The following is an 18,379-nucleotide window of genomic DNA, read 5'->3' as shown; positions in this document are numbered from 1 at the left end:
GGGCCCGTGCCGTAAGGCGCGGGCCCATCGTCGTAATTAGTGCTTAGGCGAAGGCCGAAATTCCGGTGATCGAGCGCCCAATCAGCAACGCCTGCACGGTTTCGGTGCCCTCATAGGTGTGAATCGCCTCGAGGTCGGCGAAGTGCCGCGCCACGCGATTATTGGTCAGGATGCCGTTGCCGCCGAGCAGGTCGCGGGCATTGGCCGCGATGGTGCGTGCGGTGCGCGTCGCGGTGAACTTCGCCAGCGAGGCCTGCGCCCCGGTCAGGTCTCCCGCGGCCTCGAGCTGACCGCACTGCATCACCAGCAGCTGGATGGTGGCCAGCTCGGACTGCATGCGGGCCAGACGCTCCTGGATGATCTGGCTGGCGGCGAGCGGTCGACCAAACTGGGTGCGGGCCTTGGCGTACAGCACCGCCGACTCATAGCAGGCGGTGGCATGTCCGACGGCGGCCCACGCCACCCCGAGCCGGGTGGCGAATAAGACCTTGGAGGTGTCCTTGAAGCTACGTGCCCCGGGCATCACCTGGCTGTCCGGCACGAAGACGTTCTCGAGGCGAATGTGCGCCTGCCAAATCGCGCGCAGCGAAAGCTTATTGCCGATGGTGGTGGCTTGGTAGCCGGGGGAGTCCTGCTCCACCAGGAAACCGCGGACCTGCCCCTCGTCGTCGCGTGCCCAGACGACGGTCAGCCCGCCGACCGAGCCGTTGCCGATCCACTTCTTCTCGCCGTTGAGCACATAGCCGTCGGCGACGCGGTGCGCGCGGGTCTCGAGGCTGACCGAGTCCGAACCGTGCGTGGGTTCGGTCAGCGCGAAGGCGCCGGGCAGGGTGCCGGCGCTCATCGGTTCGGCGTAGCGCGCGATCTGCTCCTCGCTGCCGCACATCAGCACCGATCGCAGGGCCAACCCGGCCTGCACGCCGAGGATGGTGGCGACCGAGCCGTCGCCGCGGGCCATTTCCATGTTGACCAGCCCTGCGGCCAGCATGCTCATCTCGGGGTGCTCCCCGAAGTTCAGTCCATCGCGCAGCAGCCCGGCGCTGCCCATGGAGCGCACCAGTTCCAACGGGTATTCGGCGCGTTCCCACAGGTCGTGCGCCACCGGCTTGACCTCGGAGACAACAAAATCGCGGGCGCGCTGACGCCACTGGCTGTCGGCCTCGGAAAGGTTGGCGAAGATGCGCGTCGGGTCGATATCGACCTCGTCGGCCCAAAGGTCATACTCGGGTTCCACGACGCCGGTCGGGAAGTCGAATTCGGTGGTGGTGGACATGGGCAACGCTCCTGAGTTCGGATCATCTGGTTTCCTACTCAAGAGTAATGGAACTTAGTTTCAAGTCAAGAAACTAAGTATCAATCCTGTGATTGCCGCAGCGCCTCGCTGACCGCCGCCAATACTTCCTGCTCATCCGCGCCGGGATCGAGCACCGAAACCACCACATTCACCGAGCGGCCCCGCGCCGCGCCGGCCTCGTCCGGCTCGAGCAGATCCGCGAAACGGTCCAGAAAGAGCCGCACGTCCCTAGCCAGCCGGTCGCGGTTGGTGGCCTGAGCATCGCGCAACCACAGTCGCAGGTGATCGTTGTGGATGGCCACCAGCCCGGCGCTGAGCCCCAAGCACAGCGAACGGTTCGCCGGGGTCTCGCACAACCCCCGGGCTTTGAGAAAATCGTTAAAGGCCCGCTCATAGCTGTGCGTGGAAACCAGCTCGCGCTCTCGCAGCGCGGCCACCGAGGAGAGCAGTTTATGGCGCAGCCGCGCGGCCTCCGGGTTGGCGGTGTACTGATCGAACACCACATGGGCCGCATCCAACAGCGCCTGGGTGACCGACACCGACGAGGCCGCCAGCGTGGTCTGCACATGCGTGATGATCATTTCCTGGTCCGCGAAGACCATATTTTCCTTCGACCCGAAGCGGCGGAAAAAGGTGGAGCGGGAAATGCCGGCCGCGGCAGCCAATTCGTCGACGCTGGTGGCGTCGAAACCCTGGTTAATCAGCAGGTCGAGGGCGGCCGGCGGTACGGCAGATGAAGCGATCATGATCTACGAATCTAGCACGCGAGCCGCACTGCACCCCGGAGCTCGCATTATTGGTAGTCGCCACGGAAAAAATACGACGCCACTCTTGAGCCGGGCAACCGCTCAACGTAAGTTGGTGAATGAGACTGCGGCAGTTTAGGTAGTCCACTTCAAGAATCACGATAAACCGGGAGTAGACATGGGTTTCTTCGACAACGCAAAGCAGAAACTGAGCGAAGCAGTCGATAACGTCAAGGAGTTCGCCTCCGACGCCACCGAGAATGTTAAAGAATTCGCGGCCGATGCGACCGAGAACGTCAAGGAGTTCGCCTCGGACGCCACGGAGAACGTGAAGGAATTTGCCGCCGACGCGCAGGATAAGATCGGCGACGTCGTCGACGATCTCAAGGGCGGCGACGAGGCTGGCGAGACTCCCGTCGAGGAAACCGAAGATCAAGCCTAGGCCACCGGCGCGGTCGCGGTTCGCCGAGCCGACTCGAGCGAACCGCGGCCAACACCGAACTAGTCTTTCGCGGCCACGCTCTGTTCACGGGCTGGGGTCAAGAAACCCACCACCAGTACCGCGGCCAAGGCCACCCCGGCCGGCAAGAGCAAGGCTTGACCCAAGCCCAAGCTCATGGCCTCCGCGACGCTACGTTCGCTACCGGTGGCACTGTGCTCGATCTGAGCGGCCACGCGCGACTCCATCAGCACTGCAATCAGCGCCGACCCGAGCACCGAGCCGATCTGCCGGGTGGTGTTATAGATCCCCGAGCCTGCCCCGGCATCCTGGGCGGTGAGGTCCCGCGTTGCCGCCAGCGAGAGCGAGGGCCAAATCATGGCGGCACCCACACCCTGCACAAACGGTGGGATCAACAGCGCCCACAACGGCGTCTCGGCGTGCATCAGCAGGGCGTAAACCAGCATCGAGCCGCCATAGAGCGCAAATCCGGGCAGCGCCAACGAGCGCGAGGAATAACGGTTCACCGCCGCACCCATTAATGGGGCGATCGCCGCAGAGACCAGCGCCATCGGCGAAATCATCAGAGCCGACTGCGTGGGGGTCAGTTCGCGCACCTGCTGCAGATAAAACAGCATCGGCAAGGTCATCGTGGCCACCGTCAGGCCCATGGCCACGATGGCTACATTGGCCAAGGAAAAGTTCCGGACCGCAAAGAGGCGAAGCGGCACCAACGGTTCCTTGCGGGTATGCGACTGCCACCAAATAAAGACGGCCAGCAACACGATCCCCAGCCCGATCAGATGCCAGGAGCCCAGCGGCCCAATGAAGGGCTGCCAGTTCGTCGAATCGCCCTCCTGGATTCCGAACACCAGGCAGAACATGGCCAGCGCGCTGAGCAGCACGCCCACCAGATCGAAGGTGTGGGCATGGGCCTGCAGGCGCGGGACGAACTTCAGCACCATCGCGAAGCTCAGGATGCCCAGCGGAACATTAATAAAGAAGATCCACTGCCAGCCGATGGAATCGACCAGCAACCCACCGAGGATTGGACCGGTGAGCGAGGCAATGCCGGCCACCGCGCCCCACAGGCCCATCGCGGCCCCGCGATGCTGGTAGGGGAAGATACGGGTGATCAAGGTCATCGATTGCGGGGAGATCAGCGCCGCACCCAACCCTTGAACCGCGCGGGCGATGACCAACGAGGCCAGCGAACCGGCGAGGCCGCACCACAGCGAGGCGAGCGTAAAAATGACGAGCCCGAGCAGGTAGATCTTATGCGGACCGACCCGGTCGCCGAGTCGCCCGGTGACCAGCAACGGCACCGCAAAGGTGAGCAGATAGGCGCTATTGACCCACAGGATGCCGGTGATATCGGTCTGCAGGGCCTGCATCATCGCCGGCATAGCGGTCGACACGATCGTGGTATCGAGCAGAATCATAAAGAAGCCGATGACCAGTGCCCACAGGGCCCGCCACGCGGCTCGCTTATTAAAATCTTGATGTTGCGTTGACGGTGAACTCACCGTCACAGCCTAGTCGAAATCCACCCGACCGCTGATCCGCGTGGTCACATCGCCGGACACCCAGACGCCCTGCTCGTCGGCCTCCACATGCAAGATCGCCGCGCGTCCCACCTGCGTTCCCTGCCGCACCGTGTAGCGCTGCGGCGCGTGACCGGCCTCGGTTAGCCAGAGCCCGAAGCCGGCATTGAGCGAGCCGGTGGCCGGATCCTCCTGAATGGCCTCCCCGGGAACGAAGGCCCGCGCCTCGAAATCCGCCGGGGGTTGCAGCACGACGGAGCCAAAGCGTTCCTCCGAGCGCGTGCGATCCGAGGCATCCAGCGGGCGCAGTTCCTCCCGCGTCCCGGTGAGCCGGGGGAGCACCGAATCATGCGGCTGCCAATTGCCCTGCGAGACACTGGCGGCGGTATACGGTCCAATCACCCCGACCTCCAGACCCTGCAGGGCCTGGAAATCCGGTTCAATGCCCAGTACCAGGTCGGCGTCGCGCAGTAACAGTCCGGCGTGATGCGGCCCGTTGACCAGCCACTGATGATCGAGCACATCCTCGGCGGTGAGCCCGAGGCCGGAGATGGCCCACTGCAACACATCCGGTTCCAGCGGGCCACTGCGCCGAAGCGGCGGGGCCTTGAAGGCCAGCCGACGCGGATACTCGGCGGTGGCGTCGCGCTCGACGCGTACCGGCACCAGCCCGGCCCCGCACTCCTGGGTCAGCATTCCGGCACCGGCCAGTTCGGGGTGTTCCTCCAAAAAGGCGTGAGCGGCCCCCAAGGTGGGGTGCCCGGCAAAGGGCAACTCGGTGCTCGGGGTGAAAATTCGTATCGCGTAGTCCGCTTCCGCACTGCTGGGCGTGCGGAAAAACACGGTTTCGGACAGGTTCATCCACTGCGCAAAGTGTTGCATCTGCGCGGTGCTCAAGTCGTCGGCAGCATAGACCAAGGCCAAACCATTGCCATTGAAGGCCGACGGCGCGAACACGTCGACCTGGGCGTAGTCAAAAGAGCGGCTCATAAACAGCATCGTGGCATATCAAGCTGAGTATTGGCGGCGGTGTTACGCACTGCGCGGCGCGCATGACATCGCCGCCCGCCTCCTTCCCGAAGTTAGCCGCGTGACTACCAGTTTCTAGCGACGTCGATGACCAGCCGTGAGCCATCACCCGGTCCGTCGAGGGTGAACACGCGCATCGGTAGGCGTGCCCGAACCGACAGACCCACCTTGCTCTGGCCCTCGAAGCTGCCCAACCACACCAGCTGTCGGAAGGTGTGATAGTACAGTCGCTGCACCGCCGGATCCACATCCAGCGACCAGCTGGCCGGGGCGTCGACACGGATTTCGATCTGTGCCCCGCCGATGGTCTCGACGGGCAGGCCAGAACCGATGCCGGTGAGCTGATTGACGTAGCGCACCGAATACCCCTCGGTGCTTCCGCTCAGATCCAGCACCAGGCGGTCGAAACAACTATGCGAACCGGTGCGCAGATCGGTGAGCCGGCTATAACCCACGGCCGTCGAGGTTTTCGGCAGCGAACCCCAGTACACGGTGGAGCACCCGCCCGTGGGGGCCGGTACCGTGGCCACGGCCGGGGCCGTGCTCGCCGCAAGTCCGACGGCGGCCACCATCGCTACTATTGCACGATGCATTGTGCCCATAATTGGCTCCTTCCAAGCGTGGGGTTTTATCCCCATGCCCTCACTACAGCGCGCCGTCGTGGCACTGTAAATAGCTGGTGGGAACCGGAATCCAACTGCCGCACAATCGTGATCCACACGGAGTGTGATCCGCGTCGTTTCACCAATTCTCAAGCCTGCCCCAAGCTTTGGCCCATCGGTGTGTGACATGCTTTAACGATGCAACCAAGTCCTACCGCGCCGGTCGATCAGACCGTGGAAGATGTTATTCAGGCCTCGAGTTTCCTACCCGTATCGTTGCAATTTTGGGTCCTCACCGCCTCCGGTATTGCGATTGCGTTCCTACTCACGCTGGTGCTCAGCCGGATCGCAAGCCGCATTTTGCGCCGCTTCGAGGGCGCCGCGGCGGATGTGAAATCAAGCCGGATCCCGTTCTTCGGCACGCTATCCAGCATGAGCTTGAAGATCATGCTGGTGGCCTTCCAACAGCATCAACCCTGGTACGACGCCGCCCAGTTCATCCTGCTGATCCTGATGGTCTCGTTCCTGACCTGGTTCATCATCCGGGTGGTGCGCATCGTCGAGGACGTAGTGCTGGGGCAGTTCGCCGCACGCTTTGGGCCCGGGCGCCGCATGGCCAAGGTGCAGACCCAGGTCGGACTGCTGCGCCGAGTGCTGGTTGCGGTGCTCTGCGTACTGGCCGTCGCGGCCGTACTGCTGACCATTGACCAAGTCAGGACGCTTGGTGCCGGTATTTTGGCCTCCGCCGGTCTGGCCTCGGTGGTCCTCGGTCTGGCCGTGCAATCCTCGCTGGCCAACCTCTTCGCCGGGCTGCAGATCGCCTTCACCGACTCGGTGCGCGTGGACGACGTGGTCGTCGTCGAACAGGAACGCGGCAATGTCGAAGAGATCACGCTGACCTATGTGGTGGTCAAGCTGCTCGACGGGCGCCGGATGATCCTGCCCTCGACCTACTTCACCACCACGCCCTTCGAGAACTGGTCGCGCACCACGAGCGAAATCGATGGCACCGTGGTGCTGCAGCTGAAGTGGAACGCGCCGGTCGCGCAGCTGCGCGAGCGCACCACCGAACTACTCGAGGCCAGCGATCTGTGGGATGGGCGCACCAACTCCCTACTCGTGACCGATGCGGTCGGCGGGCTGCAAACCGTAACCATTTATGTATCGGCGCGCAACGCCGGGGACTTGTGGGAGCTGCGCACCATGTTGCGCGAGAAGCTGCTGGCCGAACTGCTCGAAAGCCAGCCCGACTGCCTGCCCGATCCCAAGCTGCTGCCCGGAGCTTAGTAGCGCAACGCCGCCGGGCCGTAGTCGTCGAGCCGCTGCTGGCGCAACGTTGCCTCGCGCAACTGTTCGATCAGCAGATTGGCCTTCGCGATCAGATCCGCAATGAGCGCGTCGTCGCGTTCAATCCAGCGGAACTCCGGCACCACGCTCACCGGCACGAAGTTCTCGTGCTGCTCCCAGACGAACAGGGTGCGTTGCGCGCCGAGCACATACTGCTGCCACATGATCTGGCGCAGATAGTTCTTCGGCACGCGGGCGAAGGGCTTGTTGGTGGTCTTGATTTCCGAGAGCACCGGGACGCCGGAGGCGTCGAAACCCAGGCCATCCGGGGTGGCTAGATGCAGCCGGGTGTCGCGCGCGTGAAAGAGCTGCGAGGAGGGGAAGATGTTGAAATTCTCCTGCACCCAGGCGGCGATGACCGGCTCGCGCTTGCGCCCGTGGTCGGTGTACGGGTTCCCGGAGAAGCCCGAACCGTGAAGCTTGTCGATCACCGCCGAACGGATCGACCGCTCGGTGGAGAGCTTGGCGACGTCGGTCGCGGTGATACCTTGAGCCCGGGCCCGCAACCATTCGATGCGGTTGGTGGAATCCGCCAGCACCCGCTGGAAGCATTCGTGATCGGTCCCGGTAAATAAACTCACCCGGCTATTCTCTCTCACCCGGCGGCCGGGCAGAAATCAGCTCAGCTCGTCCAGGGCCTGGGCGAGCGCGGCCGGGCGCGGTACCCCGACGATGCGCAACGCCTCTCGGCCGGCCTGCAGCACCCGCACGGTCGGGGTGGAGGCGATCCGCGCCCGCGCCCCGGCGGCCGGGTCGGCCACCACGTCGATGGTGCGCACCGGCACCCCGGGATGCTGCTCAAGCACCCGTTGCACCACCAGCTTGGCGCTGCGGCAGGGTGCGCAAAAAGGCTGAGTGAAAAGTTCGATCTCCATCCCCACCTACGATACGCGCCGCGCCGCGGCTCCACCCGGGGGATGAGGCGCCGCCGGGCACATTCACTCCCGGCGCCGACGCCGGTTCGGGGGCCGCGGCGGAAGACTTAAAGCATGAACTTTGCACACCACGCTTTGCCCAATGTGCTCGAGGCACAACAGCTGCGCCGCAGCTTCGGCACCACCATCGCCCTGGACGCGGTCGACCTGTCCGTCGCCCCCGGCGAGGCCCTGGCCATTATGGGCCCCTCCGGCTCCGGCAAGTCCACCCTGTTGCACGCGCTGGCCGGGATTGAAACGCCCGACGCCGGCTCGGTGATGTTGCAACTGCCCGGCCGCACCCCGGTGGATATCACCACCCTGTCCGATACCGCACGCAGCGCCCTGCGCCGCGAAAGTTTCGGGTTCGTCTTCCAGGACGGGCTGCTGATTCCGGAACTGACCGCACAGGAAAACGTCGCCATGGCGCTGATGATCAACGGGGTGCCGCGCGCCGCGGCGCTGCCGCGGGCCGTGCAAGCCCTGGGCCAACTGGGGCTGGGCGGCATGGAGGAACGGCGCATCGGCCAGCTCTCCGGCGGGCAGGCGCAACGCGTGGCCATCGCCCGCGCGCAAATCGGCTCGGCCGCGGTGATTTTCGCCGACGAACCCACCGGGGCGCTGGACTCGGTCACCGGCAGCGAGGTGCTCGACGCGCTGCTCGGTAGCACCATCCGACAGGGCAAATCCCTGGTGATGGTCACGCACGACGAGTCGGTGGCCGCGCGCTGCGACCGGATTGTGCGTTTGCGCGACGGTCGGATCGTCGCCGACGAACGCAGCAACCAGGGGGAGCGCTCATGAACACCCTGCAATTGGCCTGGATGCTCACCCGCGCCGGCGGTGGGCAACGCCGTGTGCGCGCCCTGACCCTCGGGGCCTATGCGGTGGTCAGCGCGCTGGTGCTGATCGTGGTGGCTGGGGCGTTGAGCTTCACCCGGCTGCCGCAGGAAACCGCAGCCTTCTACCTGCCGCTGGCCGGCATCGCCGTGGTGCTGCTGATCGTGCCGTTGGTGCTCGTTGGCGCCTCCGCGGCACGCCTCTCGGCGCGTAGCCAAGACCGCACGCTCTCGACGCTGCGACTGCTCGGGGCCACCGGCGGGCAGGTGCGTGCGATCTCCGTGCTGCAGGCGGTGGGGACCGCCGCGCTCGGGGCACTGGGCGGGGTGCTGCTCTATCTGGCCTGCGCACCATTGGTGGCGTTGGTGAACTTCCAGGGCGCCCCGATTGGCGCCGGGATTTTCGCCCCGCTGCCGGTGCTCTTGGCGGTGCTCGCCGCGGTGCTGCTGCTGGCCGCCGGCTCCTCGCTGGCGGGCCTGCGCAAGCTGGTGATCTCTCCGTTGGCGGTGCGCCAGCGGGTCAACGTGCCACGTCCGAGTTGGGTGCGCGCGGCCATCGCCGTCGGCGGAGTGGGCCTTATCTACATGGTCTTCGCCAATCTGGGCGCTTTCGCGCAGAGCCTGGCGACGATCACCCTGGTGCTGCTCTTTGGCCTGGGTATCGGGTTGCTGGTGCTGAACCTGATCGGCCCGTGGCTGATCGCGGTGATTGGACGACGGAAGCTCGCCAAAGCCGAACGCCCGGAGCAGTTGCTGGCCGCACGCATGATTCTGGAGTCGCCCAAGGCGCTATGGCGTCAGGTGGCCCCGTTGGCGATGGCCGCCTTCGTCGCCGTCGTCGGCGGTTCGGGGGCCGCGCTGATGAGCCAGAGCGCCGTGGACCCCACCGGCGGTTGGGAGGATTACATCGGGGTGGATCTGCGCACCGGCGTCATATTGACCCTGGCGATCATCTTTGCCTGCGTGGCCGCCGCAACGGCGATCACCCAGGCCGCGGGCACGCTGGATGCCGCCGAGCTCTATCAAGGCCTGAGCAAAATGGGGCTGGATCGGGCAACGATGAACCGCGCGCGAGTGCAGGCGGTGATGATTCCGGCCCTGGGAGCGGCGCTGACCTTCGCCGTGGCCAGCGGGGTTTTACTTCTGCCGTTGGTGGGGATCGCCATGGTGATGGCCCCGCTGAGTCTGGCCCTGGTGTTGGGCACCTGCGTGGCCGGATTGGTGCTGGTGCGCCTGGCGGTGCAGTTGGCGGCGCCGAGCCGGATGCTCACGCGCTAACGTGACGGGCATTACAGTGGGCCGATGTTGCGTATTTACGAGCCACCCGCGTAGTCTTTCATTCGGCCGGAAAGTTTGGTTCGCCTAACCTGCCTTCGCGGCCGTGTTCCGTCTACACCCGCAAAGGTTCACTCGTATGAAATTCTCACGTCGATCCGCTCTGCTCGCCGCGGCAACCGCCGCCGCGCTGACCCTCACCGCCTGCGGTGGCACCGCAAGCAGCGAGCCATCCGCCAGCGGCAGCCCCGACAGCGCCGCGGTGAGCATCACCCACAGCTACGGCACCACCACCTTCGAGCAGGCCCCCGAGCGAGTGGCCACCATCTCGTGGGTCAACGCCGACACCCTGCTCGCCCTGGGCACCGTCCCGGTGGGCATGGACAAGGACACCTGGGGTAACAACGACAACGGGTCGACCGACTGGAAGGACGAGAAGCTCGAAGAGCTCGGCGCCGGCATCGGCAGCGAGAACGCCCCGGTGCAGTTCGACGCCACCGACGGCATCAACTACACCCAGATCGCCGAGGCCAAGCCGGACGCCATCTTCGCCGCCTACTCCGGCCTGACCAAGGAAGAGTACGACAAGCTCAGCAAGATCGCCCCGGTCGTCGGCCCCATCGAGCCGAACTACACCACCAGCTGGCAGGACGCCACCGAGGCCGCCGGCAAGATGCTGCACAAGCAGGACGAGGCCAAGACCCTGGTCGACTCCGTCAACCAGCAGATCGCCGACGCCGCCAGCAAGTACCCGATCTTCAAGGACACCACCTTCATCGCCGGCAACCTGGAGCCGGCCGCCGGCGGCATCAACATCTACGCCACCGGCGACACCCGCCCGCGCTTCCTCTCGCAGCTGGGCATGACCCAGGCCGAGGTCGTGGACAAGAACGCCAAGGAAGGCGAGTTCTACTACAACTTCGCCGCCGAGCGCGCCAGCGAACTCGAAGCCGACATCTTCTTCACCTGGGTTCCGGCCGGTAGCACCGCGCAGGACGTCATCGCCGAAAACAAGCTCTTCGGCCAGATCCCGGCCGCCAAGACCGGCGGATTCGTCGCCCTGGACTCCGACATGCAGCTGCTGGCGATCTCCGCCGCCTCCCCGCTGTCGCTGCCATGGGTCCTGGACAAGGTAGTGCCCAAGCTCGGCGACGCCGCCAACAAGGTGGCCGAGGCCAAGAAGTAACTAGGCGCGATCCAAATAGTGCAGTTGCGCATCCAACGATTTTTCCGCCGCACCCAACAGGTGAGCGGGAACCTCCGGGTAGACCCGAGCCAGCAAATTCTCGCGGCTCGGGTCCTGCCCGTTCGTGCGCAACCACTCGATCGCCTGCCGCAAAGCCTCCAGCCGCTGCTCACGGTGCAGCCGATACTGCTCAATCACCGGATGCATCCGTGCATGCTGCGAGCCATGCCCCGGGCGCAACGCCGCCTCGGGCAAGGCCGCCAGCCGCGCCAGACTGGCCAAATAATCACCCAGCGTCCCATCGGGATAATCCAACACCGTGGTTCCCTCGCCAAGCAGCGTATCGCCGCTAAACAGCTCGGCCGGCGCCCCGGGCGTCTCATTAACAAAACACAGCGAATCGGCCGTATGCCCGGGCGTGGCCACAACCCGCAGCCGCACCCCGGCCTGGGTGATCAGCTGCCCGTCACGCAGCGGCGCATGATGCCGGCAATAGCTGGCGTCGGCGGCGGCCACCGGGGTGCCGGTCAGATCGTGCAGCGTGTCGATACCCGCGGTGTGATCGGCATGCCGGTGCGTGACCAACACCAGCCGAATGTCATAGGCCGCCAGCGCCTGCAGATGCTCAAGCTGCTCGGGGCCCGGATCGATCACCACCACCGGAGCGGCGGGACGCGGCCCGTGCTCACCGAGCAGATAGCTATTGGTACCCGTCAGGGTCATCGGCGAGGGATTCGGTGCCCGGAGCACCGCGGTGGTATCACTGAGCTGCTGGAACATACCCCCAGTGTAGGGGCCCGAACGCACCCCGTTAATGGGCCGAGGATCGTGACCGGACCGCCGCAGCGGCCCGCACAGGAAGAAATATGAGTTCACTACCACTGGCGCGACGACGAGCGGCGATCCTGCTCGTGCTCACCGCGCTGCTCGCCGTCGCACTGCTGTGCTCCCTGTTCATCGGGGCCCGCACGCTCAGCCCCTCCGCGGTGTTCTACGCGCTATCCCACCCCGCGGCTCAAGACCCCGACAGCATCGTCGTCGCCTCCCGCATCCCACGCACCGTCGCCGGGGTCCTCATCGGGCTGGCCCTGGGCCTGGCCGGTGCGCTGATGCAGGCGCTGACCCGCAACCCGCTGGCCGAACCCGGCATCCTCGGCATCAACGCCGGCGCCTCACTGGGCGTGGTGCTCCTGCTCTTCACCCTCGGCACCGCCGCCGCGCTACCGCTGATGATGCTCGCCGCCTTCCTCGGCGCGGCGGTGACCATCCTGCTGGTCTACATCATCGCCTCGCTGGGACGCGAGGGCGCCACCCCGATCAAGCTCGCGCTCGCCGGCGCGGCGCTGGCCGTCGGGCTGGCCTCCATCACCAACGCGCTGCTCATGGTGTCGCGCAGCGCGCTCGACGAATACCGTTTCTGGCAGGTCGGGGTGCTCACCGCGCGCAGCGTGCCCGAACTCATGGTGGGGATCATCCCGCTCGCGGCGGGCGTGCTGCTGGTCGCCGCCTGCGCCAACGTCGCCAACGCCATGGCCATGGGCGACGACTCCGCCGCCGGGCTCGGCTTCAACGTCACCCGGGCCCGTATCGTCGGCGGCATCGGGGTGGTGCTGCTCGCCGGCACCGCCACCGCCCTGGCCGGCCCCATCGCCTTCGTCGGGCTCATCGTGCCGCACGCCATGCGCGCGCTCATCGGCTCCGACTACCGCTGGCTGCTGCCGGCCTCCGCGCTCGCCGGCCCCGTGCTGCTGCTGGGCACCGACATCATCGGGCGGATCATCGCCCCGCCGGCCGAGGTGCAGGTCGGGGTGATGTGCGCGCTGATCGGCGGGCCACTGTTCATCGTGTTGATGCGCCGCGGACTGAAGACGGTGTCGCTATGAGTACGACGACGACCCGCCCCGCCCCGCGCACCGGCGCCCGGGCGCGCACCCGCCGCGACGCGCTGATCTGGGCCGCGCTGATCCTCCTCGGGGCCACCCTGGCCGTGCTCTATGTGCTTGCCGGACGCGAACCGCTACCGCTGGACGAGGTCGCCGCGGTGCTCCGCGGCGAAACCGTGCCCGGCACCAGCTTCATCCTGCTCGAAGACCGCGCCCCACGGCTCGTCGTCGGCGCGCTGGCCGGGGCCGGCTTCGGCGCCTCCGGTGCGCTCTTCCAACGCTGGCTCGGCAACCCGCTGGCCAGCCCCGACGTCATCGGCGTCGGCTACGGCGCCTCGGCCGCCGCGATCATCGCCATGGTCTACTTCCAGGCCCAGGGCCCGATGCTCACGCTCACCGCCATGCTCGGCGGCCTGGGCGTCGCCGGGCTGATCTACTGGCTCTCGGCCGGCGGCAAGCACGCCGGCGCCAAACTGATCCTCGCCGGTCTGGCCATCGGCGGCATGCTGCAATCGCTCATCCAATACCTGCTCACCCGCACCGACGTGCGCACCGCCGGCGAGGCGTTGCGCTGGCTGACCGGCTCGCTGGCCCCCTCCACCTGGGAGCGCGCCGCGGTGATGGCCATCGGCCTGGCGCTGGTCGCGCTGCTCGTGCCGCTGGTGCTCAAGCGGCTGAAAATTATGGAGTTGGGCGACGACGCGGCCAGCGCGCTGGGGCTCAACGTCCCGGCCAGCCGCATGCTGCTGGTCTTCACCGCGGTCACGCTCACCGCGATCCCGGTGGCCGTCACCGGCCCGCTGGCCTTCGTGGCCTTCCTGGCCGGCCCGCTCTCCGCCGGGCTCACCCGAGGAGTAATCCGGGTACCGCTGGCCGCGCTGATCGGCGCGGTACTGGTCCTCGGCGCCAATTTCATCGCTGCTAATCTATTTAGCGGCGTCGCCCTGCCGGTGGGCGTCGTCACCGGCATCTTCGGCGCACCCTTCCTGCTCTGGGTGCTGGTGCGCGCCAACTCACGAGGAAACGGGGGATAACCATGGCCCAACTCCAGGCCGATTCGCTGACCCTGGCGTACGACAAGGTCACCATCGTCGACGAGCTGTCGCTGGAAATTCCCACCGGCGAAGTCTCGATCATCGTCGGGGCCAACGGCTGCGGCAAATCCACGCTGCTGCGCGCGCTCTCCCGGCTCCTGAAACCCGCCGGCGGCCAGGTGCTGCTCAACGGCGCGGACATCCACAGCCGCCCCGCCAAGGAGGTGGCCCGCCAGCTCGGGCTGCTGCCGCAGACCCCCAACGCCCCCGACGGCATCACCGTGCGCGAACTCATCGGCCGCGGCCGGTACCCGCACCAGGGCCTGTTCAAGCGTTTCTCCGCCGACGACGAGGCCGCCGTGGCCCGCGCCATGGAGATGACCGGCACCACCGAACTGGCCGAGCGTGCCGTCGACGAACTCTCCGGCGGCCAGCGCCAGCGCGTCTGGATCGCCATGGCCCTGGCCCAGGAAACCGAGCTACTGCTGCTCGACGAGCCCACCACCTATCTCGACGTCGCCCACCAGCTCGAAGTGCTCGACGTGATCTCCGAGCTGAACCGCACCCGCGGGATCACCGTGGTGATCGTGCTGCACGACCTGAACCTCGCCGCCCGCTACGCCGACCACCTGGTCGCGCTCAAGGACGGAAAGATCTACGCGGCCGGGCACCCCACCGAGGTGGTCACCGAGCAGACCGTGAAGTCGGTCTTCGGCATGCCCTCCCGGGTCATCCCCGATCCGGTGGCCGGCACCCCACTGGTGCTGCCCATCGGCCGCCACCGCGTACTGCGCACCGAGACGGTGCTTGCCGCCCGGGGCATCTACCGCGCCGAGCAGAACGGGGCCACCGTCGTCGCCGAAGAAGAGGAATTGGTCGCCGCCGGCGTAGCCGTTAGCAGCACAGGTTCCTCCGCCGGCACCGGCACGGCGAGCACCTTCGAGCCGGCCCCCGCCGCCGGCGGCGTGCGACCGAACCTCGAACACCAATCCACCCTGGCCTTCGCGACCACGGTGCTGCGCTGCGAACAGCTCACCCCGAACTTCCGCCGCATCACCCTCACCGGCTCGGACCTGGAGCATTTCGGCACCAACAGCCACCCGCTGGATATGCGCATCAAGCTGATGCTGCCGCCGGCCGGCGGTCAACTGCCTGCCCTCGTCCAGCAGCTGCGCCCAGAGGCCAGCACCGACCCCGAAACGCAGGGCCGCTGGTTCCTGCAGTGGCGCGAATTACCCGACGCCGAGCGCGGCTACATGCGCACCTACACGGTGCGCGATTTCCGTCCCGCCGGGCATGCCCAAAACTCCGGCACCACCCCGGAACTCGACATTGACTTCGTGGTCCACGGTCACAAGGTCGACGGCGTCTTCCGCGGCGGCCCGGCCACCGAATTCTGTGTCAACGCCGCCGCCGGCGACGACGTGCTCATCCTCGGCCCGAACAACCAGCTCAACGACGCCGACTACGGCGGCATCGAATTCCGCCCCGGCAACGCGACCCGCGTGCTGCTCGCCGGCGACGAAACCGCGGCCCCGGCCATCTGCTCCATCCTCGAGTCGCTGCCCTCCACGGTCACCGGCCACGCGTTGATCGAGGTCCCGGACTCGACGGACATTCTGGGCACCACCACCCGCTCGGGCGTCTCCGTGCAGTGGCTGCCGCGCGGCACCAACGCCCACGGCACCCTGCTGTCCACCGCACTGCGCCAGATCGTGGCCATCCCGGCGGCCGGCGCCGTGCAAACCACCGCGGAACCCGAAGACGTCGACGTCGACACCCAGCTCCTCTGGGAAACCGGCGAAGGCTCCTCCGGCCCGTTCTACGCATGGATCGCCGGTGAGGCCGGAACCGTCAAGGAACTGCGCCGTTACCTCGTGCGCGACGCCGGCCTGGATCGCAAACAGGTCGCCTTCATGGGCTACTGGCGCGCCGGGCGCAGCGAAAACTAGCCGCACCGACTCACGCACAGGCCCCGCCCGGCGGTGAATTCCATCCCGACGAACGGCACTCGAGCGAACCTCGAGTGCCGTTCGCTACGTTAACGAGATATCCACATATTTCGTCGCGACCCTCCCCAAGCCCGACGTGCGCCACATAAGATGGCCTGCAAGGTTCCCGAAGGTGAGGATTCGATCATGCGCAATGGCCGAATGTCCGTCATTGGTGCGCTTGTCGTCGCGAGCGCTGTGCTGACCGCTTGTCAGGGAGCCACCTCGCCGGGCGAATCATCGGCGCCGCCACCATCCTCCAGCGCTCCGCCATCCAGCCCCACCCCTTCGGCCTCACCTAGCCCGACGCCCAAGCACGCCGATGAGAATGGCCCAGGCGAGAATATGCCCGTCCCCAAACTGCCCGACGCCGCTAAGGAGCACACGGAGGAGGGCGCCGCCGCATTCGTAGAGTTCTACTTTGACCTAGCTACCTACTCGATTGAAATGCGTGATACTACCGAACTCGAAAAGTACACGAAAGAGACGTGTAAACCATGCGGAAACGGAATAATCGAGCCGATTTGGCGGGCGCAAGACGAGGGGTTATGGGAAGTCGGAGTTCGGTACAGCGTTTCAATCACCAACTATAAGAAGAGTTCGAACGGGTCGGCTAGAGTCTACTTTCTATTCAAAGATACTGAATCAAAAATATATGACCGGCCGGGGCATGTGATTGAAGTGAACAAGCCGCTGGAAAAGGCCTTGTTCGGGGCAGCGACCTTGGAATTCGAAGATTCGTGGTCTATACGCACCATGGAGTTTGAAGACAGCGATGAACAGTAGATCTTTTCGTGTCGGACTATGTTGTACCGTCGCGGCCGTACTCCTGTTCGGTGGAGCAGCTCATGCAAACCCTGTTGGGCCGCTACTTGAAGTAGCTGTTGTATGCGAATCAAATACGTATGGTCAATCGTTGGGTGTCGAAACTTGTCCTAATGATCAAATCAGACAATTCTACGATGATAAGAAACATGAACGACGCAAAATTAAGCGCAAAACAAAAGTCCGAGTCGATTATGATGACTCTTGCCGAATAGGGTTGGAGTATTTTGATGGGTGCGACAGCAATCCTGACTCTCCTATTTGTATAGACGGTACACGTCCTAAATACCGCTATGTAACGGTGCTAGAAGGCCCGCGTGAAGGTGAGGTTATCCAATCGGGCCTATATTGCCCGGAGGACCCGGAACCAAAAGTTTCGCCGGAGGGAAATTTGGTCGTTGAGGAAGAGATTGTCGTTACTCCGGCCGAGTTTCGTAAGTTTCCGATCAAGTCGTTTTCCGTGCATAGCGATCCTGACGGCGTTTCGCTGATACGCGCATACACGCACTTCTGGGCCGAGGGAGGTGCGCAGGAGTTTCATACGGTGATGTCCGGAAAGAACGTCGATGTAAGGGCAATCCCAGTGGAATGGTTGTGGGATTACGGAGACGGTACTACCGCTAGGTTTTCAGACCCCGGCGGTCCTGTAGACGACCGGTCATTGAGTGAAGCCACACCAACGAGCCATCAGTTTCAGGACACGGGCCTATTCCAAGTGAAGGTTACGACCATGTACCGCGGCGAGTTTCGAGTTGAAAATGGTCCCTGGGAGCCTATTCCTGGACAGGCCGCGGTTCCTAGTGACCAGTCCCCAATGGATATCTGGCGAACTAAGAAGCAGCTAGTTGACCCAAACGTGTAACGACGGCGGCTTGAGGTGCTGCGCGAGGTGCGCTCGCGCAGCACAGTTTGTCGTTTATTTGCAGGGGTCGGTGCCACCGAGGCCCGGGAGGATTCGCTTGAGGGCGTTCTCTAGAGTTACGCGCTCATCGGCGGGCAAGTTGTCGAAAAGTGCTTCTCGCACGAAGGTGACATGCGGAGGAGCCGCCTCCCGCAGCACCTGCCAACCAGTTTCCGAGAGCGAGACGAGGGCGCCTCGGCCGTCCCGGGTGTCGGAATGACGGTCGATAAGGCCTTTGGTCTCCATCCTGCGCAACAAGTGCGACAGCCGTGACCGGTCCCATTCCAATGTGCGGGCGATGTCACCTGGTCGCTGAGGGGCGTCTGGCGATTCTGACAGTGTGGCCAGTACTGAATACTCGCCGGACTGCATGTTGGAATCGCGCATGAGTTGACGGTCCATGGCGCTGGGGAACCGCCAGAGGAACTCACGCAGCAGTCGCCAAAGGCGCTGCTCGTCGTCGTCGAGCCATCTGGTTTCTTCCTGGGCCATTGTTCAGTATCCTCGGTTTCACGATGCACGCTGGGTGA

The 18,379-nt window shown here is 65.3% G+C and carries 19 protein-coding genes; 10 read left to right on the top strand and 9 right to left on the bottom strand.

Going from position 1 to position 18,379, the window contains the following annotated elements; all coding sequences use genetic code 11:
- Window positions 1-43 precede the first annotated feature (43 nt).
- Together ACYU0X_RS13715 and ACYU0X_RS13710 are read right to left on the bottom strand one after the other, a co-directional pair.
- Window positions 44-1,273 carry an acyl-CoA dehydrogenase family protein gene (locus tag ACYU0X_RS13715; RefSeq protein ID WP_418907366.1) on the bottom strand — a complete coding sequence of 410 codons (1,230 nt, stop codon included), beginning with the start codon at window positions 1,271-1,273 and terminating at the stop codon, window positions 44-46.
- 80 nt (window positions 1,274-1,353) lie between these two features.
- The gene (locus tag ACYU0X_RS13710) at window positions 1,354-2,040 is read right to left on the bottom strand and encodes a TetR family transcriptional regulator (protein WP_418907365.1); all 687 of its coding nucleotides are present in this window, start codon (window positions 2,038-2,040) and stop codon (window positions 1,354-1,356) included.
- Between the two features lie 178 nt (window positions 2,041-2,218).
- On the opposite strand from ACYU0X_RS13710, the gene ACYU0X_RS13705 reads away from it, so the two are divergent.
- Entirely contained in the window at window positions 2,219-2,482 is a 264-nt protein-coding gene (locus tag ACYU0X_RS13705; RefSeq protein WP_418907364.1) for a hypothetical protein, read from the top strand.
- A 59-nt stretch (window positions 2,483-2,541) separates the two neighbouring features.
- On the opposite strand, the gene ACYU0X_RS13700 is transcribed toward ACYU0X_RS13705, so the two are convergent.
- The 3 genes from ACYU0X_RS13700 to ACYU0X_RS13690 form a co-directional block, all read right to left on the bottom strand.
- Entirely contained in the window at window positions 2,542-4,005 is a 1,464-nt protein-coding gene (locus ACYU0X_RS13700) for a DHA2 family efflux MFS transporter permease subunit (RefSeq protein ID WP_418907363.1), read from the bottom strand.
- Between the two features lie 9 nt (window positions 4,006-4,014).
- Complete coding sequence (locus ACYU0X_RS13695; protein WP_461901246.1) at window positions 4,015-5,022, bottom strand: PhzF family phenazine biosynthesis protein; 1,008 nt, start codon at window positions 5,020-5,022, stop codon at window positions 4,015-4,017.
- Window positions 5,023-5,117: 95 nt separating this feature from the next.
- Window positions 5,118-5,645, bottom strand: coding sequence for an AMIN-like domain-containing (lipo)protein (locus tag ACYU0X_RS13690; RefSeq protein ID WP_461902811.1), 528 nt, complete (start codon window positions 5,643-5,645; stop codon window positions 5,118-5,120).
- A 207-nt stretch (window positions 5,646-5,852) separates the two neighbouring features.
- On the opposite strand from ACYU0X_RS13690, the gene ACYU0X_RS13685 reads away from it, so the two are divergent.
- On the top strand, window positions 5,853-6,941 hold the full coding sequence (locus ACYU0X_RS13685; RefSeq protein WP_418907360.1) for a mechanosensitive ion channel family protein: 1,089 nt from the start codon (window positions 5,853-5,855) through the stop codon (window positions 6,939-6,941).
- Here ACYU0X_RS13685 and ACYU0X_RS13680 read toward each other — a convergent pair.
- Together ACYU0X_RS13680 and ACYU0X_RS13675 are read right to left on the bottom strand one after the other, a co-directional pair.
- Entirely contained in the window at window positions 6,938-7,582 is a 645-nt protein-coding gene (locus tag ACYU0X_RS13680) for a YqaJ viral recombinase family protein (RefSeq protein WP_461901245.1), read from the bottom strand. The genes ACYU0X_RS13685 and ACYU0X_RS13680 overlap by 4 nt on opposite strands.
- A gap of 36 nt (window positions 7,583-7,618) precedes the next feature.
- Entirely contained in the window at window positions 7,619-7,876 is a 258-nt protein-coding gene (locus tag ACYU0X_RS13675; protein ID WP_418907358.1) for a thioredoxin family protein, read from the bottom strand.
- A 114-nt stretch (window positions 7,877-7,990) separates the two neighbouring features.
- On the opposite strand from ACYU0X_RS13675, the gene ACYU0X_RS13670 reads away from it, so the two are divergent.
- The 3 genes from ACYU0X_RS13670 (at window position 7,991) to ACYU0X_RS13660 (ending at window position 11,215) form a co-directional block, all read left to right on the top strand.
- Window positions 7,991-8,719 (top strand): ABC transporter ATP-binding protein, encoded by a 729-nt coding sequence (locus tag ACYU0X_RS13670; RefSeq protein WP_418907357.1) that lies wholly within the window; start codon window positions 7,991-7,993, stop codon window positions 8,717-8,719.
- The gene (locus ACYU0X_RS13665; RefSeq protein WP_461901244.1) at window positions 8,716-10,032 is read left to right on the top strand and encodes an FtsX-like permease family protein; all 1,317 of its coding nucleotides are present in this window, start codon (window positions 8,716-8,718) and stop codon (window positions 10,030-10,032) included. The genes ACYU0X_RS13670 and ACYU0X_RS13665 overlap by 4 nt, the downstream gene beginning before the upstream one ends.
- Window positions 10,033-10,168: 136 nt before the next feature.
- Window positions 10,169-11,215 (top strand): ABC transporter substrate-binding protein, encoded by a 1,047-nt coding sequence (locus ACYU0X_RS13660; RefSeq protein ID WP_418907355.1) that lies wholly within the window; start codon window positions 10,169-10,171, stop codon window positions 11,213-11,215.
- Here the strand turns inward: ACYU0X_RS13660 and ACYU0X_RS13655 are convergent, their stop codons facing one another.
- A complete protein-coding gene (locus ACYU0X_RS13655; RefSeq protein ID WP_418907354.1) occupies window positions 11,216-11,995 on the bottom strand; it encodes an MBL fold metallo-hydrolase in 780 nt (259 codons plus the stop codon). It abuts the gene before it with no gap.
- Window positions 11,996-12,081: 86 nt separating this feature from the next.
- Between ACYU0X_RS13655 and ACYU0X_RS13650 the strand changes: the two genes are divergently transcribed.
- The 5 genes from ACYU0X_RS13650 to ACYU0X_RS13630 all read left to right on the top strand — a co-directional run bounded on the left by ACYU0X_RS13650 (window position 12,082) and on the right by ACYU0X_RS13630 (window position 17,810).
- Entirely contained in the window at window positions 12,082-13,098 is a 1,017-nt protein-coding gene (locus ACYU0X_RS13650; RefSeq protein WP_418907353.1) for a FecCD family ABC transporter permease, read from the top strand.
- Window positions 13,095-14,132: a FecCD family ABC transporter permease gene (locus tag ACYU0X_RS13645; protein ID WP_461901241.1), complete on the top strand. Its 1,038-nt coding sequence runs from the start codon at window positions 13,095-13,097 to the stop codon at window positions 14,130-14,132. The genes ACYU0X_RS13650 and ACYU0X_RS13645 overlap by 4 nt, the downstream gene beginning before the upstream one ends.
- Before the next feature lie 2 nt (window positions 14,133-14,134).
- Window positions 14,135-16,084, top strand: coding sequence for an SIP domain-containing protein (locus ACYU0X_RS13640; RefSeq protein WP_461901239.1), 1,950 nt, complete (start codon window positions 14,135-14,137; stop codon window positions 16,082-16,084).
- Between the two features lie 150 nt (window positions 16,085-16,234).
- On the top strand, window positions 16,235-16,909 hold the full coding sequence (locus ACYU0X_RS13635; RefSeq protein WP_461901237.1) for a DUF6318 family protein: 675 nt from the start codon (window positions 16,235-16,237) through the stop codon (window positions 16,907-16,909).
- Between the two features lie 130 nt (window positions 16,910-17,039).
- Window positions 17,040-17,810 carry a PKD domain-containing protein gene (locus ACYU0X_RS13630; protein WP_461901235.1) on the top strand — a complete coding sequence of 257 codons (771 nt, stop codon included), beginning with the start codon at window positions 17,040-17,042 and terminating at the stop codon, window positions 17,808-17,810.
- Window positions 17,811-17,864: 54 nt separating this feature from the next.
- On the opposite strand, the gene ACYU0X_RS13625 is transcribed toward ACYU0X_RS13630, so the two are convergent.
- Window positions 17,865-18,341 carry a MarR family winged helix-turn-helix transcriptional regulator gene (locus ACYU0X_RS13625; protein ID WP_461901234.1) on the bottom strand — a complete coding sequence of 159 codons (477 nt, stop codon included), beginning with the start codon at window positions 18,339-18,341 and terminating at the stop codon, window positions 17,865-17,867.
- Window positions 18,342-18,379 lie beyond the last annotated feature (38 nt).

The sequence above is a fragment of the Glutamicibacter sp. X7 genome (assembly GCF_054889245.1).
The sequence above is the reverse complement of the archived record's forward strand: the minus strand, read 5'-3'. Positions and strand labels throughout refer to the sequence as shown.

Coding starts and splice junctions, on each gene's coding strand:
- ACYU0X_RS13715 (WP_418907366.1), bottom strand. CDS start 1,273: ATGTCCACCACCACCGAATTCGACTTCCCGACCGGCGTCGTGGAACCC.
- ACYU0X_RS13710 (WP_418907365.1), bottom strand. CDS start 2,040: ATGATCGCTTCATCTGCCGTACCGCCGGCCGCCCTCGACCTGCTGATT.
- ACYU0X_RS13705 (WP_418907364.1), top strand. CDS start 2,219: ATGGGTTTCTTCGACAACGCAAAGCAGAAACTGAGCGAAGCAGTCGAT.
- ACYU0X_RS13695 (WP_461901246.1), bottom strand. CDS start 5,022: ATGCTGTTTATGAGCCGCTCTTTTGACTACGCCCAGGTCGACGTGTTC.
- ACYU0X_RS13690 (WP_461902811.1), bottom strand. CDS start 5,645: ATGCATCGTGCAATAGTAGCGATGGTGGCCGCCGTCGGACTTGCGGCG.
- ACYU0X_RS13685 (WP_418907360.1), top strand. CDS start 5,853: ATGCAACCAAGTCCTACCGCGCCGGTCGATCAGACCGTGGAAGATGTT.
- ACYU0X_RS13675 (WP_418907358.1), bottom strand. CDS start 7,876: ATGGAGATCGAACTTTTCACTCAGCCTTTTTGCGCACCCTGCCGCAGC.
- ACYU0X_RS13670 (WP_418907357.1), top strand. CDS start 7,991: ATGAACTTTGCACACCACGCTTTGCCCAATGTGCTCGAGGCACAACAG.
- ACYU0X_RS13665 (WP_461901244.1), top strand. CDS start 8,716: ATGAACACCCTGCAATTGGCCTGGATGCTCACCCGCGCCGGCGGTGGG.
- ACYU0X_RS13660 (WP_418907355.1), top strand. CDS start 10,169: ATGAAATTCTCACGTCGATCCGCTCTGCTCGCCGCGGCAACCGCCGCC.
- ACYU0X_RS13655 (WP_418907354.1), bottom strand. CDS start 11,995: ATGTTCCAGCAGCTCAGTGATACCACCGCGGTGCTCCGGGCACCGAAT.
- ACYU0X_RS13650 (WP_418907353.1), top strand. CDS start 12,082: ATGAGTTCACTACCACTGGCGCGACGACGAGCGGCGATCCTGCTCGTG.
- ACYU0X_RS13645 (WP_461901241.1), top strand. CDS start 13,095: ATGAGTACGACGACGACCCGCCCCGCCCCGCGCACCGGCGCCCGGGCG.
- ACYU0X_RS13640 (WP_461901239.1), top strand. CDS start 14,135: ATGGCCCAACTCCAGGCCGATTCGCTGACCCTGGCGTACGACAAGGTC.
- ACYU0X_RS13635 (WP_461901237.1), top strand. CDS start 16,235: ATGGCCTGCAAGGTTCCCGAAGGTGAGGATTCGATCATGCGCAATGGC.
- ACYU0X_RS13625 (WP_461901234.1), bottom strand. CDS start 18,341: ATGGCCCAGGAAGAAACCAGATGGCTCGACGACGACGAGCAGCGCCTT.